This is a genomic window from Salegentibacter tibetensis (assembly GCF_020164485.1).
GTDB classification, from domain to species: domain Bacteria; phylum Bacteroidota; class Bacteroidia; order Flavobacteriales; family Flavobacteriaceae; genus Salegentibacter; species Salegentibacter tibetensis.
Map to the genome: position 1 here is coordinate 102,034 of NZ_JAIQZA010000006.1, position 17,392 is coordinate 119,425.

Here is a 17,392-nt window from a genome sequence, read left to right on the forward strand (position 1 = left end):
TCCTTTTGTGTAGTGAAAACCGCTGGTAGGTTAAATTTAACCAGCGGTTTTTTATGTTTAAAATCCTTTGAAAACTACTGCTTTATAGTCTTGTTGAGTTTACTTTTCTCCTTTTCTTCAATGAATTTCGCCATAAAATAGGTACTTCTATGTTGATGATGTTGTAGCATTTTTCCTATAAAATTTCTTTGTCTGTAGACATTTATATTTTGAATAAGATCTGATAATCTATTGGAAAATTCTTGACGATGTTCTTCTTTATCAAACCTTGAAGCAATAATTTCAAAACCACTTCCTACCGACTTTTCCCAAAGTTTTTCTTCTGAATATAATTGCACAGCTTTTTTTGCAAAGTCTTTTGCATCGTTAGAGATAAATCCGTTCCAGTTGAGGTCTCCGGCAATTCCCTCGGCTCCAATTATTGTGGTCACTGAAGGCGTTCCGCATTGCATTGCCTGTATAAGTTTCCCTTTTAAGCCTGCTCCAAAGCGTATTGGTGCCAGGCAAATTCTGGCATTTTTCATAACCTTTTCGGCATTTTCGACACGACCTTTTACGATAAAACCTTCTTTTTCATTGTGAAGGTTCCAGACTTTCTGAGACGGATAAGCCCCGTAAATTTCCAATTTTGCTTCAGGGAGTTCCTGCTTTATCAAAGGCCAGATTTCTTCTTTTAAATATAATACCGCGTTCCAATTGGGTTCGTGTAAAAAATTACCAATACTTATAAAATTTTCACGTTGTTCAAATTTCGGTAATTTAAGCTGTTTTTCTCCGGATACAGGTTCCGGGAGGAAGGGCAGGTAATGCAAAAGATTTGTATGTATGCTGAATTCATCCTGCAGAAATTGCTTTTCAACTTCAGAAATTATAAGGCTAAGGTCACAGCGGTAAATACTCGCGATTTCCCTTTTGGTAATGTCGGCATCGAAATAAAGACTTTCCGCAGAAATATTCTTTTTGAAAGCTTCAGTGCGGGTTTTTCTTAAAAAATGGAGGTCTTCAGTATCTAAAATTTTCACCGCTTCCGGGTAGGTTTCATCAACTCTCCAGCCAAATTGCTCTTCCGTCATAAAACGATCAAAAAGCACCAAATCTGGCTGAATTCTCTTTAACATTGCATCAAAAGAAGGATGGTTCATTTTAATTACTTCAGAAGGGATATTCATCTTTTCTAAATCTACAGCAAACTCGCTACGAGCCGCAGTAGTTACAAAGGTGATTTTATAATTTTTGGAAAGAAAAAACTCTAATAACTGCAGCATTCGGCTACCTGCGGCCGAAGAATGAGGTTCGGGCCAAACACAACCAATTACAAGTAAACGCGACATAAAGTTTTTTTCAAAAATACCTGAAATTAAAGCAGATTCCTAATTAAAAACTAGCAGAAAGTAGGAGGGAAGCCGTTACCCAGAGCACCAAAGACACGGTACCGCCAATAATGAAAAAATGCCTGAAGCGGTATATACCCATCCCGTATATTATGGTGTTTGTTTGGTAACCAACGGGAGTGAAAAAACTAAAATTAGAAGCAAATAAAACCGATAGAATAAAAGGTTTGGGATCCATTTGCATACTCGCCGCAATACTAATAGCGATTGGGGTGATAATTATTGCCGTAGCATTATTGGAAATAAATCCGCTTAAAATCATCGTGACCAGGAACAGGATTCCAATAATAATAGTATCGGTTTGATTTTCGAAAACCAGCATTAATTGATCTGAGATCCATTGATCGGCGCCGGTATTGCTCATCGCTACACCCAGCGGAATCATTCCAGCCAGTAGAAAAATAATCTGCCAGTTTACCTGCGCATAGATTTTCCCTAAATCTATACACTTTGTGAAAATCATTAGGAAGCATCCAATAATTGCGCTTTTTAATATTGGAAAAATGGAAAACGCCGAGAGTCCAATAACCACTAATAAAATGGATAAAGAAAGGTATCTTTTGGTTTTTGTGGTGACTTCAATATTTTTATGCTGCTGTAAAATGGTGACATTTTCAATCTTCTGTAATTCATCTAGGGCGCTTTCGCTAACTTCTACCAATAACCGGTCTCCAACCCTTAATTCAATTTCATCTGTCCCTCGGTTAAAAATTCGTCTTCTCGGATTTCTAAAATTTCTTCGCTTTCTTATCGCCAGGGGAACAGCCCCGTGAAGATCGTACCAGCCCACGGTTTTTATACTTTTTCCAATTAGGGGAGAGTTGGGAAGCATTAAAATTTCTACCACCTGAACGTTTTCTTCCAGTTCTTCAGAATCGATTATGGGATCTGTGAGTTTTTTATTGTCGTCTTCTTTAATTACTGTAAAACCCTCGGCATCTTTGAGTTTTATTAAATTTTCAAGATTACAGCGTAGCAAAAGTTGATCACCTGCTTTAAGCGTTGTGAATTTACCCGGTCTATCGTTTATAATTCCGTTACGCTTCAGCCTCAAAACCTCAATATCCTCTTTATCATATAGAAAACTTTCGCGAATACTTTTTCCTATTACACTCGAATCATTTGTGATAATTACTTTGGTAATATATTCATCCAGATTATAATCTTCACTAATTTGAGTTTTTTTGGCTCTGGGAAGCAATTTCACCAGGGCACTCACAATTATTATAGTGATTATCATAAAAATGACACCATACCAGGTAAATTCAAAGAAGCTAAAACGTTCTACACCTCGATCTACTGCCACTGCATTTACAATAAGGTTTGTAGAGGTTCCCATAAGTGTGCAACTTCCGCCAATAATACCGGCAAAGGAAATTGGTAAAAGTAACTTTGAATTAGGGATATCGTACTTGGCCGATAATTCTGTAATAATTTTAATAAAAACGATTACGACCGCTGTAGTATTGATAAATGCCGAAATACTTCCTGCTATAAACATAAAAACAGGTACCATTAGAAATACCGGAAGCATTCGCAAACTTTTTAGGCCGCTGGCAAGCCAGTCTATTACTCCATTGGTTTCCAGTCCAATTGCTATGATCATTAACGAGAGAACTGTAATAGTAGCCGGACTGGAAAACCCGGAAATAGCTTCCTCGGGGCTAACTACATTGGTCATTAATAATGCTGCAAGAATAAAAAAAGCGATTTTATCTACCGGAAAAACTTCCAGTGCAAAAAGCACAATTACCACGATAATGATAAAAAACAATATGGCTATCTCTACGGTCATCACTTAAATTTATAAAATAAAAATAAGGGAATACGCCTTTGCAAAATTCTTCTTCTGAAATTTTTATGAATTAATAAATACTTATAATTTTTATCGAGTCATATTAATTCCTATTTTGGAGATTAAAATAAATTATGAGCCGAGGATTTGTAAAGGAAGACGACCAGGAAGAAGCTCCAATGATCCCGCCAAGAGCGGCTTTACCTGCCGGAGAAACCAATTATGTGACTCCAAACGGGTTAAAAGAATTAAAAGATGAAGAGGAAGAACTTATAGAGGAGCGAGCCAATCTTGACAAAGAGAATGATACCGAAAGAAGAAGGGCTCAGGCGGTTATAGATGGTAATCTTAAATTACTAAGAGAACGAATTAATACTGCCAGAACCTTAGATCCCAAAGATCAGCCAGAGAATGAAGTGCGCTTTGGTGCTTTAGTAGAAATAAATCAAAAAGGAAATATTCAAAAATTCCAAATTGTAGGGGTAGATGAAGCCGACGTGAAAAGGCAAAAGATCGCCTTTGTAGCGCCTATCGCCAAAGCCCTATCTGGGAAGAAAGTAGGTGATATCGTTGAATTTAAATTAGGCGAAGAAACCCGAAAACTAGAAATCCTGAAAATAACTTATTAATGGCCGTATATATTGTGATGGGCGTTTCCGGATCCGGTAAAACTACCATTGGAAAACTACTCGCTAAAGAATTAAATTTAACCTTTTATGATGCCGATGATTTTCATCCTCCCGAAAATGTAGAAAAGATGAAAAACGGGAATCCGCTACAGGATGAAGATCGAAAAGGCTGGTTGGCGGTTTTAGCTGAGAATATTCAAAAATGGAATAAAAGTGATGGTGCTGTTTTGGCTTGTTCGGCGTTAAAAGAGAAATACCGGAAGCAATTAACTTCAATTCCCAAAGAAAACCTAAGATGGATTTTTCTATGGGCCGACTTTAAAGTGATTTTGGAAAGGCTGGAATCCAGAAAAGGCCATTATTTTAAGCCTGAAATGCTCACTTCGCAATTTGAAATCCTGGAGGAGCCAAATTATGGTTTGCGAATAAATGTAAATACTTCTGAAGAAAATATTTTAAAGAGAATTATGGTGAATTTAAATGCTTCCGAAGCAGAAATAGGGCTAATAGGCCTTGGAGTAATGGGCAAAAGCCTGGCGCTAAACCTGCTTTCAAAGAATATTGAGATATCTGTTTTTAACCGGCACGTTTCCGGTAAGGAAGAAGATGTAGCTAAAGATTTTGTTCAGGAAAATGCTGATAAATATACTTTCAAAGGTTTTGATGATTTAAAAGAATTCGTTTCATCCCTAAAACGACCCCGGAAAATCTTATTAATGGTGAATGCCGGTGCCGCTGTTGATGCTGTGGTTGAAAGTTTACTTCCTTTTTTAGAAAAAGGCGATATCATTACCGATGGTGGAAATTCCCATTTTAAAGATACTTTACGGAGGGAACAGGCTTTAAAAGAACAAGGAATTCATTTTATGGGTTGCGGAATTTCCGGCGGGGAAGAAGGAGCCTTAAAAGGTCCGTCTATAATGCCAGGAGGTTCTTCCGAGGCTTATAAACAAGTTGGTTTAATTTTAGAAAAAATCGCTGCGAAAGATAAAAATGGAAATCCCTGCTGTACACATATAGGACCCGATGGCGCGGGGCATTTTGTGAAAATGCTGCATAATGGAATTGAATATGGTGAAATGCAGTTAATCGCTGAAATTTATCATTTCCTACGATTTCATACCAATATAGATCCTGAAGCTATTGCCGATCTTTTTGAAGCCTGGAACGAGCAAATGAAAAGCTATTTACTGGAAATTTCAGTAGATATTCTTCGGAAAAGAGAAAGTAAAGGTTTTCTTCTCGATAAAATATTAGATGCGGCCAAACAAAAAGGTACAGGTGGCTGGTCTACCAATGCCGCTTTAGAACTCGGTGTTCCTTTAGATACTATTACTGCGGCAGTTTTAGCCAGGAATATTTCGGGAATGAAAGAGCTTAGGGTGGAAGTTTCAAATTTGTATAATCCCATTAATAACCAAAATGGAAATTTAGATGAAATTAAAGATGAATTATTCCGGGCTTATAAAACAGCCAGTCTTATAAACCACGCGACAGGTTATGATCTGCTTCGGGTTGCGTCTTCAGAATTTAGCTGGAACCTCAATTTATCTGAAATTTCCCGGGTTTGGACCAACGGATGTATTATTAGATCGGGCTTAATGGAAGATCTTGTAAATATTTTTAAAGATTCAAATAACCATTTATTACTGAATAAAAATATCATTTTTGAAATCAAGGAAAATCAGGCTTCATTAACTAAAACAGTCGGGGTTTCGCTGCAGGCGGGATATGCTGTTCCGGTTTTATCGGCTGCAGCCAATTATTTATTGAATTTTACTTCGGCTCAAAATGCGGCTAATATGATACAGGCGCAACGGGATTATTTTGGCGCTCATACTTATGAGCGAACTGATAAACCCCGCGGGGAATTTTTTCATACCCAATGGAAAAACAATAATTAATGGATTTACAATTACTCTTTGCCGTTTTCGCCGGAATTGCGCTATTGCTTTTTCTTATTTTAAAATTAAAAATCCAGGCTTTTCTTGCCTTATTAATTGTTTGTATTGCCGTAGGTATTCTTGCCGGAATGCCCGCTACAGAAATCCTGGACACGATGAAAGACGGGATGGGCAGCACGCTTGGTTTTGTGGCCACGGTAGTTGGATTGGGAGCTCTTTTCGGTGGAGTTCTGGAACAATCCGGTGGAGCACAACGTCTGGCATCATTCCTACTAAAAAAAACTGGCGATAAAAATGCGCCGTGGGCAATGATGGTTACCGGGTTTGCCGTGGCCATCCCGGTATTTTTTGATGTTGCCTTTATTATTCTCGTGCCGGTAACTTATGCGTTGAGCAAAAGAACTGGAAAATCCCTCTTGCTTTATGCACTGCCTTTACTGGCCGGTTTAGCGATTACCCATGCATTTATCCCACCAACGCCTGGCCCAATTGCGGTGGCAGATATTCTGGGCGCAGATTTGGGTTGGGTTATCGTTTTTGGTTTTTTAGCGGGAATTCCTGCAGCAATTATCAGCGGACCAATTTTCGCCAGATATATTTCTAAAAGAATCCAGATTGAACCTAAAACCTTTACCGAAGAAATTGAATATGACGAGGAAAAAGCACCTTCCCCGGCACTAATCATATCCATTATTTTAATTCCTATTTTTCTCATTGTAGCAAATACCTTAGTGCAAAGCCCTTTGTTTGATGGGGTTTCAATTCCGGAAGGGGTTTTATACGCGATAGAATTAGTGGGACATCCATTTTCAGCATTGATTATTGCAAATCTTGTAGCCTGGTATTTTCTTGGAGTGAGAAGGGGTATGCAAAAAGAATTTTTATTGAAAGTAGCTACAAAATCTTTTCAGGCCGCCGGGATAATTATTTTACTTACCGGTGCCGGTGGCGCTTTTAAACAAATCCTGATTAATACCGGTGCAGGAGAAATGATTGCCGAAGCTTTAAATAACGCCTGGTTCAACCCCTTGGTTTTTGGGTTTATTATAGCGGCTTTGGTCAGGATTTTACAGGGATCTTCTACGGTTGCAATGATCACTGCAGCGGGAATCACAGCTCCGGTGTTGACCGGTGGCGGCTATTCTATGGCGCAAACTTCGCTTATAGTAATTGCAATTGCCTCGGGAGCTTCCATTTTATCGCACGTTAACGATAGCGGGTTTTGGTTGGTAGGCCAGTATTTGGGTTTAACCGAAAAACAAACCTTTAAATCCTGGACGGTAATGACCACTTTAATCGCGGTGGTAGGCCTGGTAGTTTCCCTGATTATATGGTTTTTGATCTAATTCACTAAGTGAAATTTAATACGGATTACAGGAGCTTGGCCGGCCTGTAAGTATTAGGGCGGCTTTGTGCTGTTATGCCTGGGCTTTTTTCTATTCGGCTTCAATTGTAAATTCCAGGGTATCTACTATATCCCCGTATTCATCTACCTGGATTTCAAATTCAACCGGCTGGCTGGCGAAGTAATCAAGTTTCTGCATTTGCACAGGATCAATTTCAGCAGTGTAATTTCCGGGTTTTAATCCCAGGTAAGTAAAGTAACCGTCACCTTCGGTTAGGATTTCTTTCACCAGGTTTCCATTTTCATCAAGAATATTTACCGTAATCCTTCCCTGGCCACGAAGACTGTTTCCTTCTTTAAAATAGACCATTCCGGCAACTTCGCCTAAAACTTCTACCGGGACTTCAATTTCTTGAAATTGGTTTGGTACCGTATGTACTTTAATCTTTTCGTTTTTAACTTTCCAGGCAATATTATCCAGACTGTTTGGATCAACTTCAAGGATTATATCTATATAAGGTTGAAGTTCGGTAATTCGTAAAACGGTTTCATCTTCATTATAAGAAAGTCGGCCGGAAGTATTTTTAATTTCCATTCCGCGCACAGCCGGCTCCATAGGATCCCTTTTTCCGTTAGAATTATAATCCAGGAAGGGAATAACGCTTATTGCGGCCCTGGATATTGCTGTACGGTTATTTGCCATAATATAGCCCGTATTATCATCTAACATTAAACTCCCGCGAGCCGATTGCACAAAAGAATTATTCCGGTTACCCAACCGCGAGGTTACCGAAGTTTGTGCAAAATTTAAAGCATATCTTAAACCGACCTCAAAAATATGGGCATCACGAAGCATATTATTTTCATAAGCCACATTTAGAAATCCATTTTCAAAAACCGGACGTTCTATTTCCAGGATTATATTATTGAATTGGTTCCGGCTAAAATCGTACTGTACCTGGGGTGAAAACAGGAATTTATTTGGAAGCCGGTAATTCTGCGAAATCGAGGTATAAATTGTAGGTTGTTTTACCCGATCGTTATAAATCCCGTAGGTCGTAAGATTTGTACTAATCCCCATAATTGCCCCGGAAAGTAATAACTGTGCCGTAGTGAACTCGGTAGTAGGCATTATGATCTGATTCAGACTAAACCTGCTGAACATCGAGAAATTTTTGCTTCTAATAGGAGCCGAAAAACTTATTTTTCTTTCTTCCAGGTAATTAAAATTGATCGCGGTCTGATCTTCATCGTATTTTATATAATTAAGATCTACCTGAATATTTCCGGGGGTGCGGTAACTTAAAATCCCTTCTCCTTTAACTCCGTGCATATATTCTCCTGTAAATAGAAAATTAGAAGCAAAACGAATAGAAGAATTTACAAAGGGCATCACTTCGCCACTAGTCACGCCGGTAAGATATTCGGCACCACCACCGATGGTAACAGAATTACTAAGTCCGTAATTAAAATTAACCCGGGAAAAACGGTCAAGGTCTTCATTTTCTACTATCCCGGCGCTAAGGGTATATTCCATTTCATTCTTCGGAACAAAATTATACGGAATATTAATCACTCTTTCCTGGATACGCTCTTCCCCATAAGGACCATAAAACCTTAGACTTACCGCGGTATTCCCGTACATAAGCGGTACATCAAAAGTGTAAAAACCTGAAGCATCAGCCTGGGTGAATTCAACTAAAATATTATTCACGTAAAGTTCTACCGTCCAGCGGGGTTCGGTATAATCATTAAGCACATAGGTTCCAAAGGACCTCCGGTTTTGAAATGGGCTGTTACTAATTTGCACCCCGCTTACCGGAGCGAACAGGGAAGAGGTAGCCCGGGTAAATATTCTACCTGCTGTTACCTGTCTAAAGACCTTATTGTCATTATTAACATATCGCCATTGGTAAAACTGGTTTCTGGAATCAAAAGGTACCCTGGTAGAATAATTCAGCATTAAATTGGTTTCGCCACCAAGAAACATGGTACCGAGGCCTAAAGATAATCGGTTGTCATTTTGAAATTCACTTTGCTGCGTGGTGACCACACCCCAGTCTAAGGCACCACCTTTAAAAAGCGGATAACGTCTTTCCATCGTAGTATCGGGTTCTACGATTCCCTTTACGCGGTTTAAATTTTCCCTTACTTTTTTAAGCCGCATTTCCTTTATTACCGGTAGGTCTTTTTCGGTTTTCATTGTTACCGAAAGACTTCTAAAAGAAAAATTGGTATTTAAGCCGAAGATTTCCCCGAAGAGATTCGATTTTAAATAAAGATTTAGCGGTGTTTGAATATATTCTTCCTCGCTAAGCACAAATTCTTCATTTTTATAAAGAATCTTATTTTCTGAAGGATTTATCTGGTAGGTAGAATCCGGGTTTATAATAAAGCCTTCTATGCCATTTGAGGTTTCCTCATTTTTGATCTTTAAATAATCAAAAAGTTCTTTTACGGGAATATAAGCATCCTGACCTTTAATAGCGATGGGAATCTCAATGGTGCCGAGATCCGGAACGTTCATTTCCACGCTTAATTCATCATATTCCGGAAAATCTTCCTGAGCAAATCCTGTAACGGAAATGAGCAACAAGAATGTAACCGGAAAAAGTTTTTTGTAAAACTCAATAGAAAAAGCGCAGGTTGGGGTTTGCATTAAGCCTAGCGTTCTTACTATTGATGAATAAAGTTAAGGGTAAAAGTACCAAAATAGGTGCCGGGCAGATTTCCCGAATTATCTGGAGGAATTTGTAAAGTTCCGCCAACAAAAACTTCATTCGGTGTTTGTGCATTGGGTGCCTGGGTTACAAAAGTTCGCTGCCCCGTGCTGAAACTGTTTATTAACATCTGAATTTCTATACCTGTGTCCTGATTTATCAGTGGATATGACCCCATATCTTCAATTTGGATAATTGTGCCGGGATTGGCATAAACATCGAATAAGGCAGCAGAAACCGGCTGACCAAAATTCAGTTCAAATATATCACCATCTACAGTTCTTTGGTCGTCATAACTTACGGTGACATTCCCGCCGGCACTTCCTGCTGTAAAGGAGCCAAAATTTAGGTTTCTGGAAGTCCTTACTTCTACCTCTATTGGAATTGGCGGATTTTCCTGAGCGGTAATTTCAACTATGGAACACATAAATAGCAATAGCCAAAAAGATGTTTTATAAAAACTGAAACTATGCATAGTGTTTTCTTTATTTTTTGATTACTACTTTTTTAGCGTATTGGGCTTTTCCAAGCTGCAGGTTGATTATATAAACCCCATTACTTGTAATACCTTCAAAAATAACTCTGTCTTTTCCACCGGCTTCTTTTACCTGAAGAATTTGCCCCGTCATGGTACTGGCTCTTAAAATTCCTTCCTGGTTTTCTTCCAAATTTAGGCTTACCACTACATTCCCATCTTGAACCTCTACATCAAATGGCTCATTGAATGCAATTGCGGGGCTTTTAACGTCTTCTTCAGAAAACATTAATTCAAACCTGGAATTATGCGTTCCCTTTTTTATACTGAAAGTATATTCAGATTTTTTTCTTAGGTTTTGACCCTTATTTTTTACGCGATCTATAAGGTAAATATTGAAATTCGGACTTAAGTTTTCTACCGATGCCAGGTTTATCTTCATTTCCCCATTTTGATCGGCCTTAATGCCTAATGGAATTTTTTTATAGCTTCGGCTTCCAGGAAAAGGGATTGCGTTAATGGCTAGTTCCTTTTTATCTTCGGTTAGATTATAAAAACTTGGTACAGAAGGATCGGTATTCATCAATTTATGTGCGTCCATTTCTTTTTCAAAATTCGGCGTGGCATAAGATGAAAAATAGATAACCATAGGATCCTTACGATAAGCCGCTTTAAATCCGGCTTCCAACCGAATTATAGATTTTTGATCCGTCATTTGTGTTCTTAGAAATTCCTGCTCAAAATCGGTTACCCGTACGTTATTGTCCATTCCAAAACTTCCGGTGACTAAATCCTGAGTATCAGAATCGCTTACTTTAATAAAAAAGCCTTGCATAGAAGGAATTATATTTGATGAACGGCCATCTTCTGTAGAAATATTATTTACATAAGCAGTATAGGTGCCGGTATATTGACTAGTATCACTTGCAGTGAAAAAGTAAATGCCGTCGTCAATATTATCTTTGACCCAACCCTGTGCAGCATCCCAATCTATAGGCGAGGGGTAAGGATTTCCTACTAGATGGAATCCCCTGGTGTATTCGCGATGATTATTTAATAACTGGCGTGCGGGAATTGTTCCATTGTTAACTTCCCCAATTAATTCTATAGTTTTTGCGGTTGTGGAGGTGCCAAAATTGAGCGCATAACCTTCGGCTAGGTTTAAATTATTCCCAGGGTCGGTATAAACTTCCCAACCGGTAGCATCAAGGTCAAGGCTGTCTATTCTTCGATTTTCCTCATAGCGGTAAAAATTTGGGAATCCGGTAACAAGGTCTTGAAAATTCAGATAAGGTTCAAAGTCGCCTACCACTGCATTTTGAAAAGGAGAGCTAAAATATTTGTAACCAAAAGCTTTGTCAAGATAGCGCTGCATACTTACCAGACCAATAATTTCACCATTTCCGCTGCCATCGATAAGTGCGGTTTGAGTTGCATCTGAAATTAAAGTTAATTCATTGCCTGTATCAAAATTCCCGATTTCTACATTTAGAACTCCGGTAACTTCAATTATGGCTTGTGAAGTTACTCCCGAGTTATTATTAATCCTTAAATTTTGAATTCGGTTATTTTCAAAAGCGGCAAATGGGATTATCTGGGTATTTGTACCTTCAAAAGAAACACTCCCGGTTTGAGTATTTAGCAGGCCGACGTTTGATAAATTACCAGCTATTCGTAACCAATTATCGCTAACGATTACACTTGCGTTATTTTCAATAGTTAAATCTTTAGCAAGAGCATTGCTTCCGGTATTTATTTCAGGATAATTTCCTGAAGCTAAATCTTCGGGAATTAATACATTGGTTTCAATATCAGGTATGCGATTGCAACTCCAGTTGTCAGGATTATTCCAGTTAGTATCTATACTTCCAGACCAGTAATTATCATTGTTCGCGGTAAAAGGCTCAGATAATGAATCATAACTTAATTCAACATCCGGATTTATAGAGCTTATACCAATTCGGTAATCATCCCTAAAAGCAATATCAATGGGTATTTGAAAAGTCAACTGAATATCTGCGACTGCATCATTATTGTCAGCAGGTTGGATTGGTGATTTTTGAATAACAGGATCTGTAGCAAGAATTAATGTATTTTGCTCGGGATTTAAATAGCCTAAAAATATTTCATATTCTGTATCGGTAGTAAAACGTTTCGGTTTCCCTCGTCCATTCTCAACCGTAAAATTAATCTGAATTTCAGATCCAACGCAAACAGGAATTTCAGAAACAGTAGGCATTCCAATAGTCTGTGCAAATCCATCGATTCCTGTAAGAAATCCAAATAGTATATAGATTGAAATTATTATTAATCGTGAAATGAACGATTTCTCTAACATCTATTCCAATTGTTTTTCTTCGGTGGCTAAAGTAGCTCCTTTGTCCTCAGAGTAATTCACTTTTAAATGCCCGGAATTTAGATCTACTTCTCCAGCATTTCTAAGTTCAAAACTGAAATATCTTTTTTTATTTGGTGTATAGACAGAAACCCCTTTTACCATTCCCACTTCAGTTTCAGTTCCATTAGGGGAGATATGAGTAGCGGTTAAATTTCCGTAGACTGACATATTTCCGGAGCGATTAATTACAAGAGAAAGTTTAGGGTTTTCGCCTTCGGTATTTAAAGAAAGGTCGTTTAGGTTTAAATCTGTAGTAGAAGTTCCTTCCCTGATAATAATTGGAATACTAATTCCAAAAACGGTTTTAATATTAATGGAAATACCTTCGCTTTCTTCAGCTTCTTCGGCGCCAAGTGCGGTTTGCTTTTCTACCGCACGAAAATACATATGAGAACGATATTCGCCCTGTTCCAGGTTTCCGGTTCTGGTAAGCTGTACACGAATGGTTTGAGCTTCATTAGGAGCCAGGGAAACCCTTCTTGGAAAATATCTTAGAAAATCGGTAGCAAAACGCTGACCTTCTTCGGGTTCTTCAACCTGTTCGAAATTTCCTCTTTCGGTCATTTTATAATTCACAAAAGAAATTGCGTATACTGCGGTGTCGCTACCTGTATTGGCAAGGTTTATTTCCTGTGAACGCTCAGATCCATCAAAAACAAGTCGTTTGGGCATAATCATAAGATCTCCCTGAGCGTATGTTGAGAGTCCTGAAAAAATAAAAATAAAAAATAGGAGTAGGGGGTTAAGTAGTTTTTTTATCATATCCTTGGGGCTGGATTTTTTTGTTATTTCGTTGGTTTCAAAGTTAATGAATAAGAAATTACCTGTTAAGGAAATCTAAATTTTAATTGTAAGAAACCGTTACGTTAAAACCGGAGGAATTGGTGTAAAAGCCCGAAGTCTGGTTAGCTTCAAGATTTAAAGTTCCGCCAATTTTGATAATATCAATTACATTGCCTTCCTGGGGCAGCACAGTAAATTGGTCAATGATTAAAACCTGGTTTGGATTCTCCTGATTATATAAGGTAAATTGCTCTGGCAGGGTGATGGCATAGTTGTTATTGCCATGGGTAACAATTGCTTCTGCAGGATTTACAGTTCCGGGAATTGTGTTGGAAATTTGCACTCCGTAAGCAACCCTGGAGCCATCTGGTGACAAAATCACCTGCCCGGGATTATAGGCGCTAATTATATTACCAAAATCAAGGTCCACCGTTTTATCAATTTGTATGGGGTCTATAACCGTTGCCCTGCTGTTCACAGAAGCTGAAGCCGAATTTTGCGCCGAAGCGCTAAATCCGATTAAGCTTAGGAGTATGAAAATATATTTTCTCATTTTTATTTTCGAACGCAGTTAGACAAGCTTGATTTAAACTAAAAAACACCGCCACAGAGGGCGGCGTTTTTATATATTTTGTATAGGTAGTTTTCTATTTATTCGTAAGCAACACTTACGTCAAATGTACCAGTATAATTTCCTGTTGGCTGATTGGCTGCCACATTCAATGTTGCTCCAACACCAATAGTTTGAGCATTACCTGTACCTGTAGGTTCTGCTCCGGCATTATCGGTAAAAGCATCTACAGTAATAGAATTAGCTCCGCTTACAAGATTAGCACTTCCAGGTGTAGTAACATTATACCTATAGCCATCTGCAGCTGTTACACTAAAAATTGCAGCTGTTGGAGTTGTATTGCCAATTTGAGATAATCCAGTGAATGTACCATCTGTAGCAATTATTACATCACCTTCAATATTATTCGAAACTTTACCAAAGTTTAGATCCTGTGTAACAGTAATTGACAGTGGGCTAACGATATCTGCAGCAGCAATAGCAGTTGCGGATTCTTGTGCAAAAGCAGTTCCTGAAATTAGTGCAAGTAGGATAAAAGTAATTTTTTTCATTTCGTTTATTTTAATTTTGATTTGGGGTTCAAAAATTTAACATTGCAAATATGGGGGTAAACCCTTATACGAATGAAACTTATTCGATAACCAAAATAAAATACTCGTTGAAATACACTTTTAGGTAAAATTATGATAAAACTACAACGTTATAGTCGGTTTTATTGAAGATTTTTCAATTGTAGTTTACGGTAACTTGTAGATCGCTGGCAGTTTTATAGTCGCCAGGTAGTTGATTTGGATTTACAATTAGACTGGCACCAACCCTTATAGTTTTACCATCCCCATTTAAACTACTACCATCATAATTAGAGGTGAAATCCTGTAGAATCATACTTTCACTACCGCTGGTTAACCTGTGGGTTCCTTTTGGTAAACTAATCCCAAAAGCAAAACCGCTTTGTCCGGTAACTTCAAATGTTGCAGCAGAGACAATTCCTCCTTTGGCTAATTCTAATTCCCCGTTTGTTATCCTGGTATTTTCAGGAGTTAAAATTACAGCGCCACCTTCTTTAGCGTCAATGTTGGCGAATTTCATATTAGAAGTAGTGGTGATTCCTATAGGCTGAATAATAGTGGCAGAAGCAGTAAAATTTGCCGTCGCAGAAGCCTGGGAAAAAAGAGGGCTAATTCCTAAAAATAAGGTAAAAATTAAAAAGGCTATTAAGTTTTTCATCGTTTGTCTGCTGCTGCGTTTTAATCATAGTTTAAAAGTACAAAAGTTTTATTCATAAAACCGACAAAAGGCGTATATTTTCGATGAAATGCACAAATTATTTTAAATTCTGTTCTTTTTAAGTTGATTATCCTTACAAAACCCTGATTTTCAATTATAATGATAATGACATCAGCCTATGGATTTTTAATTCCTTACTTATTTATAGGAATAATTTAAAAGAATAAACTTAATTTGGGTGACTAAAACTTTTAACTGAATTTGTTTATCTATGAAAAACTCTTACTCGACCAGTCTTAACCTTCAAAATACCGATTTTGGCCTTCTATTATTTAGATTATTCATTGGAAGCCTGATGCTTACCCATGGACTGCCCAAGCTCATTACATTTTTTGGAAGCGAAGAAATCTCTTTTGCCGATCCCATTGGCATCGGTGAAACAGTCACCTTTACATTTGCTGTTTTTGCAGAATTTGTTTGTGCCATACTCATTTTATTAGGCTGGGCTACCCGGTTTGCAGCAATTCCTTTAATTATAACGATGGCCGTTGCCGCGATTATTGTTCATTGGACCGATGGTTTTGGCCGCCAGGAATTACCATTGTTATATATGGGAGGCTTTCTTCTGCTATTTTTTACCGGAGCCGGTAAATTCTCACTTGATTATTATCTTTTAAAGAAGAAGTAATTAAATAGCTACAGATATTTATAAAATGCATTTAAGGCGACGATTTCGTTGATTAATTAATAAAAAAGAGGCTGTCTGAAAAGCTCATCAAGCTAATTGTTTTAAACTTTATCCCGAAAGCCTTCGGAACAGCTTGACGAAAATATAATTTTTCAGACAACTTCTTTTTGAAACTTTAGTTCAATAAAATCTATTTATTCTTATTAGTATCAGGATCGGGGAGATCGTCTAAATCTTTCTTTTGTTTAGAAATTCCTTTCTGGTTAAATTGATAATTTTCTTCGTCTACCAATTCTTCCCTATCATTTTTTTTATTTTGATTTCTCCCCGGAATATCTAAATTATCGGCAGTAAAATCTACAGGCACATCCCTGTCCAGTTCCTTGTCCTGACCTTTATCCATGCTTCGACCCTTTTCATTCAAGGCTTGTTTATCTTCTGAAGTAATATCAGGATTATACTTTTTCTTTTTTTCTTCTTTACTCATGACTTTATTTTTTCTTTAAGTTATAGAATAGCGCTAGAATTGAAGAAAATTTCAGGTTAAAATTCTGTCAAAAAAAAGCCTTAAAAGACTAAAATCTTTTAAGGCTTTTTATATTAATTGGAATTTGGTTTCCTATTCAGAATCCAGCATCGCGAAGAATTTATCCAGGTTTGGTATAATTACTATTCTGGTTCTTCTGTTTTTAGCTCTGTTATCATTATCAGTATTATCTACTAATGGTTGGTAACTACTTCTTCCTGCTGCGATAAGTTTTTCGGGGGCAACATTGTATTTATCCTGAAGTAAACGAACAATTGAAGTGGCTCTTCTTACACTAAGGTCCCAGTTATCCTGGATGTAAGATCCTTCTACCATAGTACGATCATCGGTATGTCCTTCAATCATTACTTCCATAGCCGGCTCAGAGTTAATAACTTCAGCAAGCTTTTTCAATAAAGGCTGCGCGTTATTAGAAACACGGTAGCTTCCGCTTCCAAACAACAATTTATCAGAAACATTGATCATTACCACAGTTTCATCAACGGTAATTTCAATATCTTCGTCGTCTGATCCTTCAGATATATTACTCTTTAAATTATGAGAAATTGCAAGGTTTATAGAATCTTCTAAAGTTTCTGCACCCGCTACTTTTTCCTGATCCATTTTTGCAATTGTAGCCCGCATTTTGTCTTTATTGTTATTAGACATTACGGTAAGATCGTTCATTTCCATTTTGCTGTCGTTCTCCTGGCGCAAGGAATTGATCTTCGAATTGTAATCTGCAACACGTTCTTCAATACGTGCATATTTCTCTTCAATTTCCTCTTTTTCTACCTGAGTTTTTTGCAACGTACTTTGGGTATCATCTAATTCATCCTCTAAAGCCACATATTTTTTCTTAGAAACACATGAGCTTAGCATTGTTGCTGCTAAAACAGTTACAGCGATTGTTCTTTTCATATTTCGGTTTTTATTAAGT

15 protein-coding genes are annotated in these 17,392 nt (G+C 37.7%); 4 read left to right on the top strand and 11 right to left on the bottom strand.

The genetic code is table 11. The annotated features are described in order from the left end of the window. Nucleotides 1–74 precede the first annotated feature (74 nt). Nucleotides 75–1,331, bottom strand: coding sequence for a glycosyltransferase (locus tag LB467_RS04855; protein ID WP_224472894.1), 1,257 nt, complete (start codon nt 1,329–1,331; stop codon nt 75–77). Between the two features lie 43 nt (nt 1,332–1,374). Then, the gene (locus tag LB467_RS04860; RefSeq protein WP_224472895.1) at nt 1,375–3,186 is read right to left on the bottom strand and encodes an SLC13 family permease; all 1,812 of its coding nucleotides are present in this window, start codon (nt 3,184–3,186) and stop codon (nt 1,375–1,377) included. 134 nt (nt 3,187–3,320) lie between these two features. Here LB467_RS04860 and LB467_RS04865 point away from each other — a divergent pair, with 134 nt between their 5' ends. From LB467_RS04865 to LB467_RS04875, 3 genes are read left to right on the top strand one after another with little or no spacing between them, the layout of a single operon-like run. Next, entirely contained in the window at nt 3,321–3,815 is a 495-nt protein-coding gene (locus LB467_RS04865; RefSeq protein ID WP_224472896.1) for a GreA/GreB family elongation factor, read from the top strand. Further along, a complete protein-coding gene (gndA, locus tag LB467_RS04870; protein ID WP_224472897.1) occupies nt 3,815–5,719 on the top strand; it encodes an NADP-dependent phosphogluconate dehydrogenase in 1,905 nt (634 codons plus the stop codon). Before LB467_RS04865 ends, gndA begins: the two co-directional genes overlap by 1 nt. Then, nucleotides 5,719–7,065, top strand: coding sequence for a GntP family permease (locus LB467_RS04875; RefSeq protein ID WP_224472898.1), 1,347 nt, complete (start codon nt 5,719–5,721; stop codon nt 7,063–7,065). Before gndA ends, LB467_RS04875 begins: the two co-directional genes overlap by 1 nt. 90 nt (nt 7,066–7,155) lie before the next feature. Here the strand turns inward: LB467_RS04875 and LB467_RS04880 are convergent, their stop codons facing one another. The 7 genes from LB467_RS04880 to LB467_RS04910 all read right to left on the bottom strand — a co-directional run bounded on the left by LB467_RS04880 (nt 7,156) and on the right by LB467_RS04910 (nt 15,238). Beyond that, entirely contained in the window at nt 7,156–9,723 is a 2,568-nt protein-coding gene (locus tag LB467_RS04880; RefSeq protein WP_224472899.1) for a hypothetical protein, read from the bottom strand. 17 nt (nt 9,724–9,740) lie between these two features. Then, entirely contained in the window at nt 9,741–10,259 is a 519-nt protein-coding gene (locus LB467_RS04885) for a DUF4402 domain-containing protein (protein ID WP_224472900.1), read from the bottom strand. A gap of 10 nt (nt 10,260–10,269) precedes the next feature. After that, nucleotides 10,270–12,597, bottom strand: a complete 2,328-nt coding sequence (locus tag LB467_RS04890) for a hypothetical protein (protein ID WP_224472901.1) — start codon at nt 12,595–12,597, stop codon at nt 10,270–10,272. Next, nucleotides 12,598–13,329 carry a fimbrial biogenesis chaperone gene (locus tag LB467_RS04895; RefSeq protein WP_224472902.1) on the bottom strand — a complete coding sequence of 244 codons (732 nt, stop codon included), beginning with the start codon at nt 13,327–13,329 and terminating at the stop codon, nt 12,598–12,600. Nucleotides 13,330–13,501: 172 nt separating this feature from the next. After that, complete coding sequence (locus LB467_RS04900; protein ID WP_224472903.1) at nt 13,502–13,993, bottom strand: DUF4402 domain-containing protein; 492 nt, start codon at nt 13,991–13,993, stop codon at nt 13,502–13,504. 98 nt (nt 13,994–14,091) lie between these two features. Beyond that, nucleotides 14,092–14,562 (bottom strand): DUF4402 domain-containing protein, encoded by a 471-nt coding sequence (locus LB467_RS04905; RefSeq protein ID WP_224472904.1) that lies wholly within the window; start codon nt 14,560–14,562, stop codon nt 14,092–14,094. A 175-nt stretch (nt 14,563–14,737) separates the two neighbouring features. Then, nucleotides 14,738–15,238, bottom strand: a complete 501-nt coding sequence (locus tag LB467_RS04910) for a DUF4402 domain-containing protein (RefSeq protein ID WP_224472905.1) — start codon at nt 15,236–15,238, stop codon at nt 14,738–14,740. 271 nt (nt 15,239–15,509) lie between these two features. On the opposite strand from LB467_RS04910, the gene LB467_RS04915 reads away from it, so the two are divergent. Then, the gene (locus LB467_RS04915; protein WP_224472906.1) at nt 15,510–15,926 is read left to right on the top strand and encodes a DoxX family protein; all 417 of its coding nucleotides are present in this window, start codon (nt 15,510–15,512) and stop codon (nt 15,924–15,926) included. Nucleotides 15,927–16,116: 190 nt separating this feature from the next. Here LB467_RS04915 and LB467_RS04920 read toward each other — a convergent pair whose 3' ends face one another. After that, complete coding sequence (locus tag LB467_RS04920; RefSeq protein ID WP_224472907.1) at nt 16,117–16,413, bottom strand: hypothetical protein; 297 nt, start codon at nt 16,411–16,413, stop codon at nt 16,117–16,119. Between the two features lie 132 nt (nt 16,414–16,545). Further along, nucleotides 16,546–17,373: an OmpA family protein gene (locus LB467_RS04925; protein ID WP_224472908.1), complete on the bottom strand. Its 828-nt coding sequence runs from the start codon at nt 17,371–17,373 to the stop codon at nt 16,546–16,548. Between the last annotated feature and the right edge of the window lie 19 nt (nt 17,374–17,392).